This is a genomic window from Nocardia sp. NPDC004718 (genome assembly GCF_053601535.1).
This window is the reverse complement of sequence record NZ_JBSGCA010000003.1, coordinates 136,106-156,011: the sequence shown is the minus strand read 5'-3', so window position 1 is coordinate 156,011 and position 19,906 is coordinate 136,106. Positions and strand designations below refer to the sequence as shown.

The 19,906-nt window shown below is 69.1% G+C and carries 17 protein-coding genes and 1 pseudogene; 11 read left to right on the top strand and 7 right to left on the bottom strand.

Features of this window, described 5'->3' with window-relative positions; all coding sequences use genetic code 11:
* Positions 1–94: 94 nt before the first annotated feature.
* Positions 95–1,633: an MFS transporter gene (locus tag ACWEH3_RS04060; protein WP_450015846.1), complete on the bottom strand. Its 1,539-nt coding sequence runs from the start codon at positions 1,631–1,633 to the stop codon at positions 95–97.
* 85 nt (positions 1,634–1,718) lie between these two features.
* Between ACWEH3_RS04060 and ACWEH3_RS04055 the strand changes: the two genes are divergently transcribed.
* From ACWEH3_RS04055 to add, 6 genes are all read left to right on the top strand, one after another.
* Entirely contained in the window at positions 1,719–2,258 is a 540-nt protein-coding gene (locus tag ACWEH3_RS04055) for a TetR/AcrR family transcriptional regulator (RefSeq protein WP_450015848.1), read from the top strand.
* Between the two features lie 16 nt (positions 2,259–2,274).
* Entirely contained in the window at positions 2,275–3,147 is an 873-nt protein-coding gene (locus tag ACWEH3_RS04050) for a hypothetical protein (protein ID WP_450015850.1), read from the top strand.
* Positions 3,144–4,193 carry a DUF4129 domain-containing protein gene (locus ACWEH3_RS04045; protein WP_450015852.1) on the top strand — a complete coding sequence of 350 codons (1,050 nt, stop codon included), beginning with the start codon at positions 3,144–3,146 and terminating at the stop codon, positions 4,191–4,193. The genes ACWEH3_RS04050 and ACWEH3_RS04045 overlap by 4 nt, the downstream gene beginning before the upstream one ends.
* Before the next feature lie 55 nt (positions 4,194–4,248).
* On the top strand, positions 4,249–5,226 hold the full coding sequence (locus ACWEH3_RS04040) for an AAA family ATPase (RefSeq protein ID WP_355073352.1): 978 nt from the start codon (positions 4,249–4,251) through the stop codon (positions 5,224–5,226).
* A 3-nt stretch (positions 5,227–5,229) separates the two neighbouring features.
* Positions 5,230–6,525: a DUF58 domain-containing protein gene (locus tag ACWEH3_RS04035; RefSeq protein ID WP_450015854.1), complete on the top strand. Its 1,296-nt coding sequence runs from the start codon at positions 5,230–5,232 to the stop codon at positions 6,523–6,525.
* 72 nt (positions 6,526–6,597) lie between these two features.
* On the top strand, positions 6,598–7,617 hold the full coding sequence (gene add / locus ACWEH3_RS04030; RefSeq protein ID WP_450015856.1) for an adenosine deaminase: 1,020 nt from the start codon (positions 6,598–6,600) through the stop codon (positions 7,615–7,617).
* Here add and ACWEH3_RS04025 read toward each other — a convergent pair.
* Complete coding sequence (locus ACWEH3_RS04025) at positions 7,596–8,396, bottom strand: RDD family protein (RefSeq protein WP_450015858.1); 801 nt, start codon at positions 8,394–8,396, stop codon at positions 7,596–7,598. The genes add and ACWEH3_RS04025 overlap by 22 nt on opposite strands.
* Before the next feature lie 43 nt (positions 8,397–8,439).
* On the opposite strand from ACWEH3_RS04025, the gene ACWEH3_RS04020 reads away from it, so the two are divergent.
* Positions 8,440–9,465: a stage II sporulation protein M gene (locus ACWEH3_RS04020; protein WP_450015860.1), complete on the top strand. Its 1,026-nt coding sequence runs from the start codon at positions 8,440–8,442 to the stop codon at positions 9,463–9,465.
* An 807-nt stretch (positions 9,466–10,272) separates the two neighbouring features.
* Here the strand turns inward: ACWEH3_RS04020 and ACWEH3_RS04015 are convergent.
* On the bottom strand, positions 10,273–11,688 hold the full coding sequence (locus tag ACWEH3_RS04015) for a hypothetical protein (protein ID WP_450015862.1): 1,416 nt from the start codon (positions 11,686–11,688) through the stop codon (positions 10,273–10,275).
* 97 nt (positions 11,689–11,785) lie between these two features.
* Here ACWEH3_RS04015 and ACWEH3_RS04010 point away from each other — a divergent pair, with 97 nt between their 5' ends.
* On the top strand, positions 11,786–11,938 hold the full coding sequence (locus ACWEH3_RS04010) for a hypothetical protein (RefSeq protein ID WP_450015864.1): 153 nt from the start codon (positions 11,786–11,788) through the stop codon (positions 11,936–11,938).
* On the opposite strand, the gene ACWEH3_RS04005 is transcribed toward ACWEH3_RS04010, so the two are convergent.
* The 4 genes from ACWEH3_RS04005 to ACWEH3_RS03990 are packed head-to-tail and all read right to left on the bottom strand — an operon-like array spanning position 11,939 to position 16,194.
* Entirely contained in the window at positions 11,939–12,706 is a 768-nt protein-coding gene (locus ACWEH3_RS04005; RefSeq protein WP_450015866.1) for an SDR family NAD(P)-dependent oxidoreductase, read from the bottom strand.
* A gap of 31 nt (positions 12,707–12,737) precedes the next feature.
* Complete coding sequence (locus tag ACWEH3_RS04000; protein ID WP_450015867.1) at positions 12,738–13,712, bottom strand: hypothetical protein; 975 nt, start codon at positions 13,710–13,712, stop codon at positions 12,738–12,740.
* On the bottom strand, positions 13,709–15,148 hold the full coding sequence (locus ACWEH3_RS03995) for a pyridoxal phosphate-dependent aminotransferase (RefSeq protein ID WP_450015869.1): 1,440 nt from the start codon (positions 15,146–15,148) through the stop codon (positions 13,709–13,711). The genes ACWEH3_RS04000 and ACWEH3_RS03995 overlap by 4 nt, the downstream gene beginning before the upstream one ends.
* A complete protein-coding gene (locus ACWEH3_RS03990; RefSeq protein WP_450015871.1) occupies positions 15,145–16,194 on the bottom strand; it encodes a helix-turn-helix transcriptional regulator in 1,050 nt (349 codons plus the stop codon). The genes ACWEH3_RS03995 and ACWEH3_RS03990 overlap by 4 nt, the downstream gene beginning before the upstream one ends.
* Before the next feature lie 653 nt (positions 16,195–16,847).
* Here ACWEH3_RS03990 and ACWEH3_RS03985 point away from each other — a divergent pair.
* The 3 genes and pseudogenes from ACWEH3_RS03985 to ACWEH3_RS03975 form a co-directional block, all read left to right on the top strand.
* Positions 16,848–17,177: a hypothetical protein gene (locus ACWEH3_RS03985; RefSeq protein WP_450015873.1), complete on the top strand. Its 330-nt coding sequence runs from the start codon at positions 16,848–16,850 to the stop codon at positions 17,175–17,177.
* A gap of 270 nt (positions 17,178–17,447) precedes the next feature.
* Positions 17,448–19,172: a hypothetical protein gene (locus ACWEH3_RS03980; RefSeq protein ID WP_450015875.1), complete on the top strand. Its 1,725-nt coding sequence runs from the start codon at positions 17,448–17,450 to the stop codon at positions 19,170–19,172.
* Positions 19,172–19,507, top strand: a pseudogene (locus tag ACWEH3_RS03975) (WXG100 family type VII secretion target); the annotation flags it as partial. The gene ACWEH3_RS03980 and the pseudogene ACWEH3_RS03975, both read left to right, overlap by 1 nt.
* Positions 19,508–19,906: the final 399 nt, after the last annotated feature.

Below are 19,906 nucleotides of genomic sequence, written 5' to 3'. Positions count from 1 at the left end.
CGGTTGATCGGCACCGCAGTCCGTCCGAAGCGATGCCGCGCGGCGAACCCCCGAGGTCGCCTTCGGAGGGCTCGCCGCACACAGTCGCGCGAAATCACCCGCGCGCTCGGCGCAACCGGAACGCCACCGCGGCCGCGATCAACAAGATCGCGGTGGTGCCGAGGGCCGCGAAGTGGATGCCCGAGACGAAGGACTCGTGCACCGAGGCGAGGAACGCGTGCCCAGCGGCCTCCGGCAATTCACGTGCGAAAGCCGTGGCTGCGCCCAGGGATTCCGAGGCGGCGGCCATCCGGTCGCCCGGCACGTGCGTCGGATCGAGACCGTTGCGGAAGATCGCCATGACCACGCTGCCGAGGATCGCGACGCCCAGCGCGACGCCGGTCTCGTACGCGGTCTCCGATACGGCGGCGGCCGCGCCCGCGCGCTCCGGCGGCGCCGAGCCGACCACCAGGTCGGAGGAGACGGTGAGGGCGACGCCCACGCCTGCCCCGATGAACAGGAAACCCAGCACGAACGGCGTGGTACTGGTGGCCGCGTCGGGGCCGAGCAGGCCGAACAGCGCCGCGCCCACCGCCGCCGTGATCAGCGCGCCGCCCAGCACCGTGCCCGGCCGCAGCCGCCGCACCAACCAGGCCGCGGCGAGCGAGGCGATCATCCCGGCCGACAAACCGGGCAGCAGCAGCAATCCCGCTTGCAGTGGGGAGCGTCCCAGCACCAACTGGAGGTACTGCGAGCCGAAGAAGAGCACACCGGCCAGCGCGAACACCGCGAGCAGATTGGTCAGCACCGCCGTGCGGAACTTCGGCAGCGCGAACAGCGCCAGGTCCAGCATCGGTTGCTCCAGTCGTCGCTGCCTGCGCACGAACCACACCCCGGCGAGCAGGCCGATCAGGCTGATCACCGCGACCCGGACACTCGGGCCGTGCGCCGCGAATTCCTTCACCGCGTACACCACCGGCACCAGCGCGAGCATCGACAGCACGGCGCTGAGCAGGTCGAAACGACCGGGCCGCGGATCACGCGACTCCGGGATCAGCAGCGGACCGAGCCCGATCAGCACCAGCATGACCGGCAGGTTCACCAGGAAGACCGAACCCCACCAGTAGTGCTCCAGCAGCCAGCCGCCCAGCAGCGGTCCCGCCGCGGCGCCACCGCCCGCCATCGCGCTCCACACCGCGATCGCGACGGTTCGCTGCCGCGGATCGAGGAACATCGACCTGATCAGTGCCAGCGTCGCGGGCATCAGTGTCGCACCGGCGACACCCTGCAGTACGCGCGCCGCGATGAGCATTCCCGGCGTCGGGGACCACGCCGCGAGTATCGAGGCGCCACCGAATCCAGCCGCGCCGAGCAGCAGCAACTTGCGCCGCCCGATCCGGTCGCCCAGGTTGCCCATGACGACGAGCAGTCCGGCGAGCACGAACGAGTAGACGTCGATGATCCACAGCAGTTGCGGCGTGGTCGGCGCGAGATCGGCGCTGATCGCGGGCACGGCCAGATCGAGCACCGTCGCGTCGACGGCCAGCAGCAGCAGCGCGAGCGCCAGCACGGACAATCCCACCCACTCGCGTGTCCCCGCTCGAGGTGGGGCGTCGGTCGATCGTTCGGTGGGTTGCGCGGTCTGGGTGGTCATGACTTTCTCGACTTCCGTCGTCCGTTTTCTTACCGTCCAGACGGTATAGTACTTACATAACCGTCCGGACGGTATAGTCAGCGGGGTGACGGCAGACACCCGCGATCGAATCCTGGACGCGCTCGAGACGTTGCTCTTGGAAAAAGGCATGTCGCACGTGACTCTGGAGAACGTCGCGGCCACCGCGGGCGTCTCCAAAGGCGGCTTGCTCTATCACTTCAAGAGCAAGGACGCGCTGCTCGCGGGCTTGGTGCGCAGACTGGCCGACCGTGCGGGCCAGCAGTTGGACAACTCGGTCGCCCAAGGCGGCTCGGTAGCCGAGTGGTACCTGCAGACGCCGAACCCGGCGGTCGAGGCGGAGGCGGTGGAGCTGGAGCTCTATCGGTCCATGCTCGCGACCATGCGCACCATCGACGCCACGCCCGAGCCGGACGAGGTGCAGCAGGCGCTGGTGGACCTGATGAATTCCTGGTCGGACGGTCTGGACGAGGAGGTCGCCGACCCGGTTCGGGCCGACCTCATCCGGCTGGTCGGCGACGGCGTGTACCTGCGCGCGCTGCTCGGTCTCCCGCCCATCGATCCGGTTCGCTACCGGCACGTGGTGGACCGCTTACTGCGGCGCTGACGGTTAGACTCGGCCCGTGCTGCCAGCCGCCGAACCGGCCGGCGCCGTCGGGGCGGGAACAGATCCGGTACCGGGGTCTCCTGGAACGACGGTGCCGATCCGACCGCTGAGTTTCCGCGAACTGCTCGATGTGCCGTTCGCGCTGATCCAGGCGAACATCCGCGCCCTGGCCGGGTTGAGCGTGACGGGCTTGCTGCTCGCCGAGGCCGTGGTCGTCGCGGTGACCGCGGGCGCCTCCGCGCTCACCGACGGCTCCGACCCCGGCACCGCGTGGGCGGCGATCCTCTCCACCGCCGCCTGCGCGTGGCTGCTGCGGTTCGCGTTACGTGGCACGACCGTGGCCCTGGGGCTCGCGACCGTCGACGGAGCCCCGATCGGCCCGCGGACCGCGCTGCGCCGATTCGGTGGGACGCTCGGTCCGTTGCTGGTCTTCCAACTGCTGTTCACCATGGTGGGCGTCGGCGTACTCGCGGTGGGCGGTCTGCTGATCGTGACGCTGCCGCTCGCGGCGATCTGGCTGGGCCGGCTGCGCTCCCGCCGCTGGGTCGCGGTGCCGGTGCTGTTCGTCGAACGCACGTCGCATCGCGACGGCGTCGCGCGTGCGAAACTGCTCGCCGAAGGCGCGGAGTGGCCGACCACCGGGCTCTGGATCGCCCAGCGGGCCCTGTTCACGCTGCTCGCCATCCCACTGCTCGGCATCCCGCTGTTCGTCTCGGACTTCTCCGGCACCCATCGGTGGCCGGTGATCGTGCTGACCACGTCGGCGGTGCTGCTGCTGACGGCATTCGGCGAAGTGGTCGAGGCTTCGTCGCGGGTGGTGTGCTACATCGATCGCCGCTGCCGGAGAGAGGGTTTGGACATTCGCATTCCCCGGCGGGAGGCGCGATGAGCGATCCCGTGCCGGTGGAGCCGCGAACGGCCGAACCCGCGCCCGGCACCCCGCGGCTCGGCGCCGCCGCCGATCATCGCGCCGCCGCGGAAACAGCCGCCGCGCAACGAGATTTCGACCGCGCCCTGCGGGAACGTTTCCGCGCCGTGCTGCGCGGCCTGGAACAAGGCGGTGTGCTGGAGGTCCGGCGGTCGCGCACCGCGCGGGAGACCGCCGACGACGTGACGACCGCGTTGCCGCTCGAGACCGCCACCGAGTTCCAGCCCGCCGCACGAAGCTTCGACGAGGTGGTCTACGGCGGACGCCGCGCCACCGAGGACGAATACCGCAGGCTGGAATACGCCGATCGGTTCTCCGGGTCCGCGCCGCCCCCCGCACCGGAACCGGTCGAGATCGAGGCGGTCGAGCAGACGCCGCGCACCAGGCGAAAACTGCCGCCGCTGCCGAACCTGTTGCGCGAACCCAGGTTCTGGGCGGTGCTCGCCGCGACAGCCGCGTTGTTGCTGCTGGTCTACGGTGTCGCGCAGTCCTGCGGCGCGCCGATCGCGCCTACCGCCCCGCCGCCGCACCCGCCGCCGGATCTGCCCGACGTCCCTCCGCCGGACCGCCCCGGCTTCGGGGCGGGTGACGACGCGATCTGGGACCGCTTGCCCGCACCGGTCTTCTACGGCGGCGTGCAGTTCCTGATCGCCGCCGCGCTGGTGGTGTGGTGGCGTGCCCGCAGACGGGGCGCTCTGGTGCGCGAACCCCGCCCCGTCGAAGTGGCCGCGAACGAACTGCTCGGCGGCCAGGCCGCGCTGTATCGCCGCTCGAAGGATCACGATCACGTCGCCGGGAAGCTGCGGGCGGCCGCGCTGCGCCGCATCCGCACCCCGCTCGGCCTCACGGCCGACACCCCGCAGGACCGGATCGTCGCCGTGATCGCCGCGCGCGTCGGCGCCGACCCGGCCCAGATCGGCGCCGCCCTGTTCGGCCCGGTTCCCGATCCCGAGACCCTCCGGGTGGTCGCCGCTCAGCTCGAATGGATCGAATCGGAGGTCGGATGAGCAGCCCTCGCCCGATCCTCGCCCGGCTCACCGCCCGCGAACCACAGGAGATGGAATGACCAGCACCGAGACCACCCCGACGGCCGAGCAGGCGAGCGCCGCGTTCCACGCGCTGCGCGCCGAGATCGGCAAGGCGGTGGTCGGCAACGACAACGCGGTCATGTACCTGGTGCTCGCGCTGCTGTGCCGCGGCCACGTCCTGCTCGAAGGCGTGCCGGGGGTGGCCAAGACGCTGCTGGTGCGGGCGCTGGCCACGGCGCTGGACCTGGAGCACGCGCGGGTGCAGTTCACCCCCGACCTGATGCCCGGCGACGTCACCGGGTCGCAGATCTACGATCCGCACTCCGCCGAGTTCACCTTCCGGCACGGCCCGGTGTTCACCAACCTGCTGCTCGCCGACGAGATCAACCGCACGCCGCCGAAGACCCAGTCGGCCCTGCTCGAGTCGATGGAGGAGCGCCAGGTCTCGGTGGACGGGAAACCACGGCCGCTGCCCGATCCGTTCGTCGTCGTCGCCACCCAGAATCCGATCGAACAGGAGGGCACCTATCCGCTGCCGGAGGCGCAGCTGGACCGGTTCCTGTTCAAGGTGGACATCCACCTGCCCGGTCGCGACGACGAGTTCCGCATCCTGCAACGCCACGCCTCGGGTTTCGATCCGCGCGACCTCACCGCCGCGGGACTGCGTCCGGTCGCGGGCCCGGCGCACATCGCCGCCGCCCGCACCGCGATCGCGCAGACCACGATCAGCCCCGAGGTGCTCGCCTACACCGTCGACGTGTGCCGGGCCACCCGCATCTCGCCCGCCGTACAGCACGGCGCGTCGACCCGTGGCGCGACCGCCCTGATGGCAGCCGCCCGCGCGTTCGCCTGGCTCAACGGGCGCGGGTTCGTCACGCCGGACGATGTGAAGACCGTCGCCGTCGCCGTGCTGCGGCACCGCCTGCACCTGCGCCCGGAGGCCGAACTGGACGGTGTGACCACCGAAGGCGTGCTGTCGTCGCTGCTGCTGTCGGTCCCGGTCCCGGTGTAGCCGATGGTCGTCACCGGTCGGCTGGCCGCCGCGGCAGGCATGGCGGCGCTGTTCGTCACCCTGGTCCTGCCCTCGGTGGTCGGCGTGGTCGTGGTGACCTGCGTCCTGGCCGCCGGGCTGCTCATCGATCTCGGCGCGGTGGGGCGGGCGCGCGACCTGTCGCTGTCCCGCGAGGCACTGACCACGGTGCGGCTCGGCCGCTCCGCCGAGGTGGAACTCGTCGCGGTCAACACCGGAGCCCGCAGGCTGCGCGGGACGGTGTGGGACGACTGGCCCGGCAGCGCACGCGCCGAGAACCGCGCGCACGTGCTGGATCTCGCCCCTGGTACCAAGGTCCGTTTCCGCACCACGCTCACGCCCACCTACCGCGGCGATCGGGTCGCGGGCCGGATCACGGTGCGGCTGCTCGGCCCGCTCGGACTGGCGGGCAGGCAGACGAGGCGGGACGTGCCCGCCCGGGTGCGGGCGCTGCCCGCGTTCCGCGCCGAACGGCTGCTGCGGTCGAAAGTCAAAAGGTTGCAGCATCTCGACGGCCGCAATCTGGCCAACCTGCGCGGGCAGGGCACCGAATTCGACTCGTTCCGCGAGTACGTCGCCGGTGACGACGTGCGCGCGATCGACTGGCGCGCCACCGCCCGCGCCACCGACGTTCTGGTCCGCACCTGGCGGCCGGAGCGCAACCGGCACGTGCTGATGCTGCTGGACACCGGCCGGGTCAGCGCGGGCCGGGTCGGCGACGGTACGCGCTTGGACGCGAGCATCGAGGCGGCCCTGCTGCTCGGCGGTCTCGCCGCCGCCGCGGGGGATTCGGTCGACCTGCTCGCCTTCGACCGCCGAGCGCGCGCCGAGGTCCGAGGTGTCGGCGGAAAGGGTCTCCAGCTGAAGCTGATGCACGCGATGGCCGGAATCACTCCCGCCCTCGTCGACACCGACAGCGCCGGACTCGTGCGAGCGGCCATTCAGCGCACTCGCCGGCGCAGTCTGGCCGTCTGGTTCACCAGCTTGGACGGCGCCGCGGTGGAGGAGAACCTGTTGCCCGTGCTGCCGGTCCTGGCGCAACGGCACCGCGTGCTCATCGTCTCGGTGACCGACCCCGATGTCGCCGCGGCGGCCACCCGGCGCGACGACCTGTCCGACCTCTACGCAGCGGCCGCGGCCGAATCCGTGCTCGCCGAACGCGCGCTGGTCCAGGAATCGCTGCGGCGCACCGGGATCGCGGTCGTCGCGGCGTCTCCGGAACGACTGCCGGAGGCCTTGGCGGAGGAATATCTGGAGCTGAAACAATCCGGAGCCCTTTGAGTCTTTTCCGCCGGGCGCCGCGGTCTCGTCGAAGCGCGTCCTCGCGCGCCCGCCGAGGAGGATCATGACCCCATGGCCTCAGATCTCGCCGCCTTCGTCCGCGGATTGCCCAAAGCGGAACTGCACCTGCATCTGGAAGGGACGCTGGAGCCGGAGCTGAAGTTCCGCCTCGCCCGGCGCAACGGCATCGAGCTGCCGGAGAAGAGCGTGGAAGAGGTCGAGCAGACCTACCGATTCCATGACCTGACGTCGTTCCTCCAGGTCTACTACCCCGCGATGCGCGTGCTACAGCGCCCGGAGGACTTCCACGACCTCGCCTTCGACTACCTGCGCCGGGCGCACGGCCAAGGCGTGCGTCACGCCGAGTTGTTCTTCGATCCGCAGGCGCACACCGGGCGCGGGGTCCCGTTCCCCACGGTGATCAGCGGATACCGGTCGGCGATCGCACGGGCGCGGCGGGAGCTGGGGATATCCGCCGAACTGATTTTGTGCTTCCTGCGCGACCATTCCGCGGAGTACGCCATGGCGACGCTGCTGGAAGCGCTGCCGTACAAGAGCTGGATCCTCGGGGTGGGGCTGGATTCCGACGAGCGGGGCAACCCGCCGAGCAAGTTCGCCGCCGTCTTCGAACGCGCCCGCGCGGAAGGGTTCCTGCTGACGATGCACTGCGACGTCGACCAGCCGGATTCGATCGAGCACATCCGCCAGGCGCTGGAGGACATCGCCGTCGACCGCCTAGACCACGGCACCAACATCGTGGAGGACGACCGTCTGGTCGAACTGGCCTGCTCCAAAGGGATCGCGCTCACCTGCTGTCCGGTGTCGAACTCCTTCGTCACGGCGCAGATGAAAGCCGAGGAGATCGTCGGTCTGCTGAACCGTGGGCTGACGGTGACGGTCAACAGCGACGACCCCGCGTACTTCGGCGCCTACGTTGCCGACAACTACCTCGCGCTCGCCCAGCAAGGTGGTCTCGGGACCGATCAGGTGGTCGAGTTGGCCAGGAACTCCTTCCGTGCTTCGTGGATCACGCCCGCCCGGCAGGACGCCTACCTGCGCGAGATCGACGACTACGTGGCGGCGAACGGCTGACCGGCGCGCGGCGGGAAGACCGGGAACAGCGACCACGGCAGCATCCGGCGCTGCCGTTCGGCGATGACCGCGCCGAGAATCTGCGACGGCGGACAACCGGCCGGTGGCGCGACGCGCAGCCGGCCGCACACCTCGGTCACGAGCGCCGTCCCCAGCTGGTGTTGCGCCGCGGGCGTGAGGGTGCGCAAGCGGGTCAGGTACTGCCGCACCGCCAGCGCCAGATCTTCCGGTAGTCCGGACAACTCGAGCTGCGCGCTCCAGCCGGTCAGCCACGGCGGCGCGATCGCGAGCGCGGGCGGCGGCAGCGGGCGTTGCGCGTGCACGACCACGGTGCCCGCGAGCACATCACCCACCCGCCGCGCATGCGGCGAGCACATCGAGGTGAGCACCGCGATGGCGCCGACCCCGCCCAGGATCCAGAAATCGACGATCGCGCCCGCCAGGCCGCGGGTGAGCGCGTGCCGGAAATCGATCGGCCCGCCGTCCTCGCGCACCACCCGCAGCCCGAGCATCAGCTTGCCCAGTGTGCGTCCCCGCCAAGCGGTCTCGCAGGTCACGGGGTACCCGACCAGCACGGTCACGATGGTCATCAGTACGACCACGTCCAACCAGGCCGAGTCGACGCCCGCGGGCAGCAGCAACGTGACGATCGCGAACAACAGCACGAACCCGAGCGTGCACTGGGCCAGCACATCGATCAGGAACGCGGTGGCCCTGGTGGGGATGCGGGCGATCGGCAGTTCCAGGGCCACTGCTTCGCCGGTGGTGAACTCAGCCATGTCGATAGCATTCTTGCGACCGGCGGGAGTGGGAGGCAACCGAATGGACGTGGACGCATACAGCCTGGCGCACCGCAGGGCGTGGGACCGGCTCGACTACCTGTCCAACCGGAGCAAGCTCACCGGCGCGGAGGCGGACGAACTCGTCCTGCTCTACCGCCGCACCTCCCAGCAGCTGGCGCGGCTGCAGTCACACAGCCCCGACCCGGAGCTGATCGCCGGGCTGAGCGCGCTGCTGGCGCGTGCGCGCGGCCGGGTGCTCGGCACGCGAGCCGACACGTGGCAGGAGATCGGACGGTTCTTCAGCCACCGCTTCCCGGCGGCGCTCTATCGGGCATGGCCGTGGTGGGTCGGCGTCGCCGCGGTGTTCCTGTCGGTGTCGGCCGGGTTGGCAGTCTGGGTGGACCGGTTCGATTCGGCCCACGAGGTGCTCGGAATTCCCGAGGACACAAAGAGTCTCACCGCGCCGGGTGGCGCGTTCGAGACGTACTACTCGGAGCATCCGCAGGAGGCCTTCGCCGCGCAGGTATGGACGAACAACGCATGGGTGACGGCGATCGCCTTGTTCACCGGCGTCTTGATCCTGCCGGCGGTCTACCTGCTGTTCATGAACGCGCTCAACCTGGGTGTCAGCGCGGGCCTGATGGCTGATGCGGGGCGGCTGGATTCGTTCTTCGGCTTCATCCTTCCGCACGGCACGCTGGAGCTGACCGCGGTGTTCGTCGCGGGCGGCGTCGGCCTGAAACTCGGTTGGACGCTGATCGATCCGGGTCGGCTCAGCCGGGTGGAGGCGGTGGCCAGGCAGGGCCGGGCGACCGCGACCGTAGCGCTCGGCCTGGTCGGAGTGTTGCTGGTCTGTGGCTTCATCGAAGGTTTCGTGACGCCGAGCCCGTTGCCCACACCGATTCGCGTCGCGATCGGATTCACTGCCGAGGCGTTGTTCCTGGTGTACGTGTTCGGGGTGGGGCGCCGCGCGGTCACGGAGCAGGCGAAGCCGGGTGCCGAGTCATCGGGCGATCATCTGACCACTGTGACGCAGCCAACATTCAGCACACGCTGGGTGAAGTGACTGGGACAATCGACAGCTAAGCGGCGCCAGATCGGTTCGGAAGTCCCCCATTTGAGTTCCGCTGGCCGCAGCGAGTCGCTGCTCTAGCTGCGGCCAGCGTTACCGTCAACTCTACACAACCGTTATCCCTACGCAACCCTCCCTGTCGAGGTCAAGCGTATAAAGCAGCACCCCAGCAAACCCTTGTGACAGCACCTTTCCGCCCCGTGCCAGCTAACTGCATGCGACCCGGGCGACCATGATTTCGGCAACCGGGCACTGCTCCGGCGACACCGCCGGAATAGTCCCGGGGAATTCGTCACGGCAATGAATCGGAACTCGCCTAGGGCGTTAGCGGAGCGTTTCAATAGACCCCTCCATGGTTGCTGACACCCCTTCCCACCTGCACGTTCATTTGCACGAAAGGACAGTTGCCGGTCACCGCCCATGGAAAGAGACCAGAAGTTTGTTTACGCGGTAATAAACCGGGTAAAGACATAGCGGCACGCCGGGAAGACCGGGCAGTTCCCCGACAGGCTCCGCATTAACCAGTGAGTGAAAAGGATCCAGTTCACCCACCCAGCACGCCCGATTCAGCACCGGAGCCGCAACCATAACGAGGCATGTGATCTTCGCCTCACCTGCCGTTACCGAGCGTCGAACCGCGCGAAATCGACGCCGTGACACTCGACTTGGAGTGACCCACGTCACCGTCGACGCATGGCAGGAACCGCAGCCCAATACCCGAACCGGACCGCCGCAACGGCAGTCCGCGACTCGGATCACTCCGCGAAAGCGACCTGCGTCACCTTCAAGGCGACAGGGCGCTCAACCGACGCGCAGTATCCCGGTGACCGTGCCTTGCAACAGACGGCCGTCGTGTGTGATCAACGGTGCGGTCTCCAGCGGATCGTCGACGATGGTGCCGGGCAGCGGATGCGATGCGGTGACCGCACCGGTTTCGGGGTCGAGAACGGTGAACGCGTACCCGTCCACGGGCGTGGTGTGCTCGGAGCCGACGCGAGCGACCGTGTAGAGCGCGCCGTCGGCGGTGGACAGCCGCGGAACGGCGGCACTGCGAATCTTGTTCTCCCACATCACGTGACATCCGTCAGCGGAGACGTCGACTCGCGTCATCCCCCCGGTGAACGCAGCATTCGGCGGCGACGCAGGCCCCGCCCCCTCGGGCAGCGCCGGATACGGGTAGCCGTATGTGCTCGCCACGAAGATCGAGCGGCCGATGCCGACGGGTGAATTCTCGCTTCCGGCCCCGCCTTCGCCGAGTACCGGAACCGTGCACATCAATTCGCCTGTTCCGGAACGGAATACCACGGCATGCACCTGTCCGTCGGCGTTGTCGACGATGGTCAGATAGTCCGCACCGGTCTCGGGACCGAAGTAGGTGGGCGTCGACCCGGTGCCCCAGCTGAGCTGTCCCGGCTTGCGCGCCGATCCCCGGTCGTAGGCCGCGCGCCACGCGATCTCCGGAGCGCCGGACGGGCCGACGCGCAGTTCGTACAGCGCGTGCGTCGTAGCCACCGCGACCTGTCCACGCGGAGCCGCCGAGATGCTGTTCGCCACCTGCTCGCCCGCGGGCAGCGTCAACGCGGTGACCAGCCCGGCCGGGGTGACGAATCCGACCACTCCCCGGCCGGTCGCGAACCACACGTTGCCCGACCAGTCCGGAACGAGTCCCGTCACGTTGTCCCCCGACGGGATCACCGACCCGAGGTCGGCGGACTCTTCGCTGATCAGCCGCCACGCTCCCGCCGCGTCACGCTCGTGCCGGACCCGGAGCAACCGGTCGGTGCCGTCCACGACCACCAGACGGTCGTCCTGATCGAGGTAGGCGTACACACCGCCGAGCAGACTGCCCTTGGTCAACGGCAGCGCGGCGAGCGATGGCGCCAACGGGCCCGGCGCCGCCGGATCGAGCAGATGCACCGTCGGGGTCTGTCCCGCGATCGCGGTGCACAGGGCGACCACGAGCCGGTCCGATCCCTCCAGCAGGGTGGGGCACGCCGAGGCCAGCGGGTACGCGCCGATCGCCGCGGCGCGGGCGTCCGGACCGGCGAGCGGTGTCGCGTCCGAGGACCCCGCGTCACCGTGCATGGTGGCGGTGCCGGTCGGCCCCAGGAAAGGATTCGGCGGCGCGAGCGGACCCCATGGCCCGGCCGCCGACGCGGGCCGAGCGGGCAGCAATGCCAGCACGCAGGCGGCGAGGAGGGTCATCGGCCGACGCATCGCGGTCCCCTTTCGCTGGGCAACGCGGTATCCGAACGGATACCGGAGAGAACAGTATTCGGGTATTCGCCGCGCCACCCGGCACAGCGGCAATGCGATGGCGAAGCTTCCGTTCACGTCGTACGGGTTCACCCTGCGCCCGGTCCCGGAGGTGGTCGCGGCGTTGGAACAGGCGGGCTGCACCGTCGAGCAACGAAGGCTTGCGAGCACGCCGCTTCCGCACCATTTGCTGGTGGCGACGCCCCGCTGACTACATCAGCGCGCCGCCGTCGACCCGGATCTCGGTGCCGGTCATGTATTTGCCGTCGTCGGAGGCGACCATCGCGACCACCCCGGCGATGTCCTCCGGGCTGCCCAGCGCTCCCCCGTTGAGCCATCCGGTCATCCGGGAGAACAGCTGCGGATCGAAACCCTCGGGCTGATCCAGGATGGACTTCGTCGTGATACCGCTGGTGATGCCGGCCGGAACGATGTTCACCGCGCGCAAGCCCTGCTTGGCGTACTCCAGGGCGATGGCGTGTGTGAAGGCATTCACCCCGCCCTTGGACGCCGCGTAGGAGGCGAGGTAGGGCGCCGCGCTGAAGGCCGCGGTAGAGGAGATGTTGACCACCACGCCGCGTCCGGTGTCCAGCAGAGCGGGCAGCGCGGCCTGGGTCATGAGGAAGGTGCCGGTGAGATTCACCCGGATCACCTGGTCCCACACCTCGAGCGGCATCTCGTGGGTGCGCGCGGGCCGCAGGATGCCCGCCGCGTTGACCAGCACGTCCAGTCCGCCGAGGAACTCCAGCGCCGCTGCGGTCGCGGTGCGCACCGACTCCGGGTCGGCGGTGTCGACCTCGACCGTCCGCAGTCGTTCCGCGCCGTCGCCCGACTTCTCCGCGGTGGCCGCCAGGCCCGCCGCGTCGATGTCGGCGGCGACCAGCTGCGCCCCTTCGTCCAGCAGCCGCAAGGCGATGCCCTGACCGATGCCGGATCCCGCTCCCGTCACCACCACGCGGCGGCCGTCAAATCTGCGCATGCCAAAAATTAGAACACGTTCTCATCGAGCGTCAAGGGACTCGCCGTGCTCCCCCGGCTATTCGCAGCACCATCGCCGCCGTCGCGGCGCCGTACGCACGGCTGGCCGAGCCCGGCCGATCCGCCGGATAGTTGGAGCGATGCGTGACGACGACGCCGTTGGGCAGGGTGACCGTCTTGTCCGGCACGGTCGCGACGCAGTTGCCGCCCGCCTTGGCCACCAGGTCGACGATCACCGTTCCCGAGCCGAGCAGGTCCAGCGCGGCCGGTCCGAGCAGGCGAGGCGCCGGGGATCCGCGGTGCACGGCCGTGCAGACGACCAGATCGGGCGGCGTCGCGGCGAGCGTGTCCAGCAGTGCCGCGTTGTCGTCCCGGTTGGGCACGAATTCCCCCGCGCCCGCCTCGATCGCGGCCACTCGTTGTTCGATGCGGTTGCCGACCGCCGTCGGCCGCTCGTCACCGAACGTGCGCGCGGCCGCGATGGCGGCGAGACCGGCGGCCCCGCACCCCAGCACGAAGGCACGGACCGGGCGGGCGAGCCGCCCGGGAGCGAGCAGCCGCCTGCCTTCGGCGTAACCCACCGCGCCCGCGATCCGGCTCATGGTGGACAGCGCGTCGAACTCGGTGGTCGTGTCGTCGCGTGGCACCGCGTCGAAGGCCACCGATTCGATGCCGCGGCGGCGCAACCGGTCGATCTCGGCGCGGCGGTGGTGCGGATCCTGGAAGCCGAGCAGCGTCGTCCCCGCGCGCAGCGGCATCGAGTCGAGTTCGAACGCGGGCGGTTTCACCCAGACGACGATGCCCGCGCGCTCGAACACCGCCGCGCGATCCTCGAGGACGACCGCCCCGGACGCGCTGTAGTCCTCGTCCGTGAAACCCGCGCCTTGTCCCGCGCCTTCCTGCACGAGAACGCGGAGTCCCGCTGTCGACAGCGTGCGCACCTCGTCCGGGGTGAGCGCCACGCGAGTCTCCCGCGACGCGGTCTCGCGCAGCACTCCGACGATCATCGTGCGGCCCCGGGCTCCGCCACCAGAGCGGCCAGGCCGCGATCGGCGAGCGCGTCGCGATAGGTGAGCCCGCCGACGATGTCGCGAATCAATTGCTCCAGCCGGTCGAAGAGTTCCTCGATCAAAGCGGGCGACTCCTGCCGCGGCGCCTTGCGCGGAGCGAGGACGTTCAACCGGACACCGGGACGCAGCGAGCCGGTCCGGTCCAGCGCGACGCTGTCGACGCCGGACACGGCGAGCAGCAGGTCCTCCACCTGCGCACTCGTGTGCACGCCCGCCTTGTCGAGCAGCGCGGGGTCGAACACCACCGAGACGAACATGCCTTCCGGGTTGCCCAACGGTCGCAGCATGTCGGTTCCCAGCCGGGTGTTGATCGCGGCGATCCGGCCGCATGCCCGATCGATCTGCGCGCGCATCAGCGCGTGATTGCGGTCGAAGTAGTCCTCGGAGGTGTGCTCCAGGATGGCGCGGGCCAGATGGGTGGTCTCGCGCTGGAACGAAATCGTGAGTCGTTCCCGGATCCGAGCCAGCCACGCGCCGTCGCCGGTGCAGGCGGCACCCATTTTGCAGGGGCCGAAGGCGTTGTAGCCCTTCGAGTTCCCGGTGATGGTCAGCACCACGTCATACAGCCGCCGGATGCCCTGCTCGGTCTCCACGTGCAGTGCCGCGAGCGGGATGTGCGAGGCCACCAGCCGGTCGAAGGCCATGTCGCAGATCACCGGGACACCGCAGTCGAGCAGCACCCGCCCGAGTTCGGCCAGCTCGGTGGCCGTGTAATCCGCGACGACGGGGTTGCCCGGCAGCGTGAGCAGCACGCCGCACAGTTCGCCCGTCGCCCGCAGTTCCGCGAGGGAGCGGGCCAGCCGGGCCGGATCGATCTTGAACGCGTCGTCCGGAGCCACCGGGCACGAGACGATTCGCAAGCCGAATTTCTCCACGTGGATGCTGGAACTCTTGTAGAAGCCCTCCGGGCACACGATCACCCCGCCCGGCCTGGCGAGGGTGGCCACCGCCTCCTCGAGCAACATCGTGCTCGAGTACGGGCAGACGATCACCTCCTCCGGGCGCACCCGGACGCCGGGCGCCCCTTCCACCGGATGCGATAGGCGCTCGAACAGCTTGCGGGCCGCGAGTTCCCGCAGAATCAGCGGCTGCCGCTTGTCGTAGAGCCTGCCGTCGAGGTACTCCGCCGGGGGTGCGATGTGCAGGCTTTCGCGCCATGCTCGGTCCAGCGCCGCGACCGCGTGCGCGTCCGGAGCCCGGCCGGTTTCGCCGTGGTAGGCGTCGATGACGCCCGAGTAGCGGCGGCCACCGGTCCCGGCGAACCAGGTTTCTCTCGAAAGATGGCCGCGCACTTCACGTTTCCTGGCCTCGGAGCGATTGGTCAGCCTCGCCAGGTCGGCGAGCGGATCGGTGAGCACCTGGCTCTGAGTCACGGAACCTCGCCTTCTGAAGAGTCTCCCGGTGCGGGCATGGTGTTCCATTTCTCCTCGAGTGCGGCGCGGAACAGGCTGCGGCAGTTGCCCTCGGTGAGTCGTTCGAACTCCGCCAGCGGCGGCTGCGCGACGATCTGGTCCACCACGATGGCCGAACCGGCGCGCCGGAGGTCGTAGAGTTTCTCGAACCGCCGGACCGCGAACGCGACGTCGTGTTTCAGCGCGGAGAAGCGCGTCGCGACCCGGGCCTGGCGCGAGTAGTCGTACTCGCCCACCGCGACGTAGCGGTCATCGACTACGAGCATGCTCTGCGCGTTGCGCGCATACTCGCGCTTGACCAGCACGCTTTCCACGCCCGATCGGGCCTGCTTCCACAGTTTGTCGTCGTAGGGCCAGACGTCCGAGATGTCGTCGAGCACATACATCCGCCGTACATCGATCTTCGGTGGATGGGTCAGGTCGGCCAGGCGCAGGATCGCCGCGTGATAGTCGTCGCCGACATCGCCGCCGATCGTGCCCAGGTCCGCGGTGTGAATCGCGCGCACCGACGTGGTGGCCTGCTCCAGGATCGTCAGCCAGTCGGTGACGGTATTCCATTCCCATACCGTCGCGCTGCGCGAGGGAATCTGCGCGAGGATCTCCTCGGCGCGCTCCAATTGCCGATCGGCGACCAAGCGCAGCGGCTCGATCTCCGCCCGCGCTCCGGAGGCATCGATCAGGCTCTGCGCGATACTCAATGCGCGCGAGACCAATTGAGGGTCCTTGCCGAGCAGGACGTTGAATCGCATCCGCAGGTCGTAGTAGGCGCTGCTGGTCGGATCGGCCGCGGGATCGGCGCTGCCATCGGTCGGCAACTCCGCGCCGAGCGCCAGACTCAGACGTTCGCGCAACGCCAGCGGCGGAATCCTGCTGCCGTTCTCGATCTGCTGAATCAGGCTGCGGGAGCAGCCCGCTCTGGTGGCGAGCGAGGCTTGGGTGTAACCGCGCTCCAGTCGTAGCCTGCGGACCAGGTTGCCGACCTGCTCGTCCGAGCCCGAGTCAGCCATTCCGCGCCTCCCATTCTGCGCCTTGCATACGCATGCTCACGGAGTATCACGATGCGACATTTTAGTCGTCAAGTGTCAAGTGGCGGCGGATGTATCGCGTTCGCCGAATTTCGTTGTCAACCAGCAATCCGGCTGGATGATCAATGTCCCGCCGCCGCAGGATCGAAGACGCTCACAAACACGCTTTTCGGACTCCACCAGACAGCGAGGAGCGCAACTTCCGCCGACCAGCGACACGTTCTGAGCTGCATGACTATTGTCCAGCAGAAATGCTCATAAGATATCGTCACGAAGCGCTAAAGCTTCGTTGACAGCATGGGGTGTCACTACCTAGCCTTGGTCTCGAAGCCACCGCAATTCGACTTCGCCGCAGGGGTTTTCCCACCTGCCGCGCTCGGTGGCTCGATAACTCGAGGAGGTGCCGGATACGGATACCTCGTTACCGTGCGAGCCCAGCCGAGCCGGCCGCATCCGTGGCCTTGCACGACAACGCCGCCTTCGACGCTCGCGCCTTCCCTGAGCATCAGTGCACCGAGTAATTCCGGCACGGACGAAGTCATCATGTTCGCGCCGTGGCCGAGCGCGGGTCACCGCACTCCGGGCGAGCCCGGCGGGTCCCGCGTCATACCGAACAGAGTGAATGAGAGCGGATCATGGCACTCGACATCACCGATTCGATCATCACCAGCGATATCACCCCGGAAACGGCGCGGCTGCTCCCCTATTCCTGTAACACCGGTTGGGAACTCAGCTGGCTGCCGACAGTCACTCTTACCCGCGAGCAGGCCGTCAGCGGGATGGTGCTCGACGAAATGCTCAGCGATCCCGGCACACTCGCCAGCGACCTCGCGCTCGAGTTGGCCGCCATGCACGCCGCTGAGCTCGGCATCACCCTGCGTGAGGTGCTGCTCCGGCTGTACGTCCGCATCACCGAACGCGACAATGCACCCAGCTGTCGCGATCACACGCCCCTGCCCGCCTGATCGCGACCCGGCGTGGCCTCGGTCCGGCAGGACGATGGCACACACTACCGATCGGTGCACCGGCGTCACCGACCGTGCGCACGGGATCCGCGCGGCGAACGCTCGACTCGAGCCGACCACCGTGCGATGGCCCACCGTCGATGGACCACGATGCGACGAGGGCGAAGGTTCCTTCCCAACTTCGGGAACAGAGCACACGGGGCCGGAACGATCCTGGCGGACAATGTTCTCTCTCGGTGTCGTTGACGCGGGTGAAGGGTTTACCGGGGCATGGCTCAATCGTTGCGGGTGGACACGGACCTGCTCCGAGCCATCACTCCTGAACTGGCCGCCATCGCCGACACCGCGCAAGGAGAACTGGCGCGCCTGAAAGAAAGACTCGCCGCCGAGGGCAAATGCTGGGGCGACGACGAGCCGGGCCGGGCCTTCGGCGACAGCTACGAGCCGGCGTCCGAAAAAGGGATCACCGGCTTCGAGAACCTGGTCCACAATCTGCACGGGATGAGCAGCAGCGTCGCCGAGGCGGGCGAGGCGCTGCACGACCAGGACCACAACAGCGGCTCCCGGCTCCGCGAGCAGAACCCGTTCGACTCCATGCCGGTCAGCAACACTCCCTACGGCCAGCCGCAGTCGCTGAGTCCGGTGCCGTCGCAGTCCGGCTCCACGCCGAACACCGAGCCGGGATCCGCCGGCGACACCACTGCGCCCACCTCGGCTGACAATCCCACCCCCCAAGCCGACAACCCCGCCACCCAGGTCGACAACCCTACCCCTACGGCGAGTGGCCCTACTGCCGCACAGGGAACAGGACAGCCCGGCTATCAACCGACCAGCAACCCGATCGCGCCCGGCTCGACGAACCCCGGCGACTACGGCCCGGCCGGTACTCCCGACTCGTCCGGGCAGGAGCCGTCCGCCAACTTCCCCTCGACGCCTTCCGTCCAGGACCGGGCGACGCCAACGGCGCGAGACGCCGCGCGAAACCCGGCATCACCGGCCGCTGCCACACCTGCCGCCGCCGAACCATCCCCTGCGGCGACATCCAAACCCGGCGCGTCCGGACCCGCGGCCGTCCCGCGTACGCCGGAGACCCTATGGACGAGGCCGCCCGCTGATTCGCCATGGATGCGAAACACATCCGGCACGCCGTGGTCGCGCAGCCCGGGCGGTCCGGCACAGAATCAGGCCTTCCCGCCACGCCGCAAGGGGCCGAGGCCCGACACGGCGAAACCCGGCAAGGGCCCGAAAGCGCGCAAGCCGAAACCGGCACCGGCGGAAGCGAAGCACTCCAGGGTACGGACGGACCCGGATGCCGTGGCCGCCGCGCGGGCGCTGGCCGCTCGCCACGGCCTTCGGATCGCCGGATTCGAAGACTCCGGTGTGTCGAAACCTACGGTCGACGAGATCTCGGCGGCCGTCGACGGCATCCTCGGCAAATATCCTTTCATTCGGCCGGCCGGGATCGAGGTCACCGACCTGCGGGATGGCACGGTGTCGCGTGTGGTGCCGAGTCGCGCGCCCGACGAGACAGCGGACGTGGTCACCGGCGGGTGGATTCTGCTGGACCGGGTAGCGGTGGCCAATCCCGTACTGCTCGCCGAAAAGGTGGAGGCCGCGGCCGGCTCGGGTGAGCGGGTAGCAGGATCCGCGGACCGGCCGATGTATTCGACCATCGTTCGCGACCTGGGCCGGATACTCGAGGCGGGGGCGGGCCTGCATGTGCGGCAGTCGGCGCACCGGTCGCTGCTCATGGAGTATCGGCGCATCAGCGGGCCGTGGGATCGCGGTGACACGCTGGCCGCGATCGTGCGCGGTTACCGGCAGTGGCGCGCCCAGCTGATCCGCGCGTGCTTCTGCGGTGACCTTTTCGACCCCGGTGCGGCGGTGGTGGAAGGGTTCACCGAAGTCGAACTACGCGGCGACCGCGCCTGCGGGCCCGCGAAAGTACTGCACCGACTGGTCATCGAGCACGCCCGCGGACAATCGAGCGCCTGATGGTGCAGATCCCGGATTATTTCCCCGACTGGCTGACCGACATGGTGCTGGGGCACTTCCCGAAGGGGGACCCGGAGGCGATGCGGCGCGACGCCGACGCCTGGTCGGACGCGGCGAACGCGCTCGTGCCGGTGGCGCATCGGCTCCGCGCGGCGTTGGAGCGGTTGGACGAGGCGGTCGAAGGCGAGACCGGTACGGAAATACAGAAGCAGTACCGCAAGATCCTCGACCAGGTAGAGGCGCAGATCGAGTTCAACAACTCGATGGCCCGGAAACTGTATGCCAACGCCACGGATACCGAGTACGGGCAGTACGTCCTCATCGGCATCGCAGCAGCGCTGCTGGCCCAGTGGATCATCGACATGGCCATGCCGCCGCCCGGCAGCATTGTGAAGGCGATCTCCGATCGCGCCGAGGCCAGGGTGGGGATGGAACTCGCGCAGCGCGACTTGGTGCTGACCATATTGAGCAGGGTCGCGCGGTTCGTCGCGGAGCACCCGCGCCTGATGCTGGCTACGAAGGGTGTGTTCTTCGGGACGGTGATCGGCGGCGGAGTGCCCTATGTCGCACAACGTGTCCAGATCGCGCAGGGCCACCGGGACAAGGTGGATTGGCAGAAGGTCGGGATCGGAGCGGCCGCGGGTGCCGTCGGTGGTCTGGTCGGTGTCGAGGTCGGTCGTCGCGTCGCGCCGTTGGCGATCAAAGCGGGCGGGCGTGTGCTGGGCACCGTGGCG

Excerpts from the sequence above, each read along its gene's own strand:
- ACWEH3_RS04060 (WP_450015846.1), bottom strand. The coding sequence starts at position 1,633 with ATGACCACCCAGACCGCGCAACCCACCGAACGATCGACCGACGCCCCA.
- ACWEH3_RS04045 (WP_450015852.1), top strand. The coding sequence starts at position 3,144 with ATGAGCGATCCCGTGCCGGTGGAGCCGCGAACGGCCGAACCCGCGCCC.
- ACWEH3_RS04040 (WP_355073352.1), top strand. The coding sequence starts at position 4,249 with ATGACCAGCACCGAGACCACCCCGACGGCCGAGCAGGCGAGCGCCGCG.
- ACWEH3_RS04035 (WP_450015854.1), top strand. The coding sequence starts at position 5,230 with ATGGTCGTCACCGGTCGGCTGGCCGCCGCGGCAGGCATGGCGGCGCTG.
- add (WP_450015856.1), top strand. The coding sequence starts at position 6,598 with ATGGCCTCAGATCTCGCCGCCTTCGTCCGCGGATTGCCCAAAGCGGAA.
- ACWEH3_RS04025 (WP_450015858.1), bottom strand. The coding sequence starts at position 8,396 with ATGGCTGAGTTCACCACCGGCGAAGCAGTGGCCCTGGAACTGCCGATC.
- ACWEH3_RS04020 (WP_450015860.1), top strand. The coding sequence starts at position 8,440 with ATGGACGTGGACGCATACAGCCTGGCGCACCGCAGGGCGTGGGACCGG.
- ACWEH3_RS04015 (WP_450015862.1), bottom strand. The coding sequence starts at position 11,688 with ATGCGTCGGCCGATGACCCTCCTCGCCGCCTGCGTGCTGGCATTGCTG.
- ACWEH3_RS04010 (WP_450015864.1), top strand. The coding sequence starts at position 11,786 with ATGGCGAAGCTTCCGTTCACGTCGTACGGGTTCACCCTGCGCCCGGTC.
- ACWEH3_RS04005 (WP_450015866.1), bottom strand. The coding sequence starts at position 12,706 with ATGCGCAGATTTGACGGCCGCCGCGTGGTGGTGACGGGAGCGGGATCC.
- ACWEH3_RS04000 (WP_450015867.1), bottom strand. The coding sequence starts at position 13,712 with ATGATCGTCGGAGTGCTGCGCGAGACCGCGTCGCGGGAGACTCGCGTG.
- ACWEH3_RS03990 (WP_450015871.1), bottom strand. The coding sequence starts at position 16,194 with ATGGCTGACTCGGGCTCGGACGAGCAGGTCGGCAACCTGGTCCGCAGG.
- ACWEH3_RS03985 (WP_450015873.1), top strand. The coding sequence starts at position 16,848 with ATGGCACTCGACATCACCGATTCGATCATCACCAGCGATATCACCCCG.
- ACWEH3_RS03980 (WP_450015875.1), top strand. The coding sequence starts at position 17,448 with ATGGCTCAATCGTTGCGGGTGGACACGGACCTGCTCCGAGCCATCACT.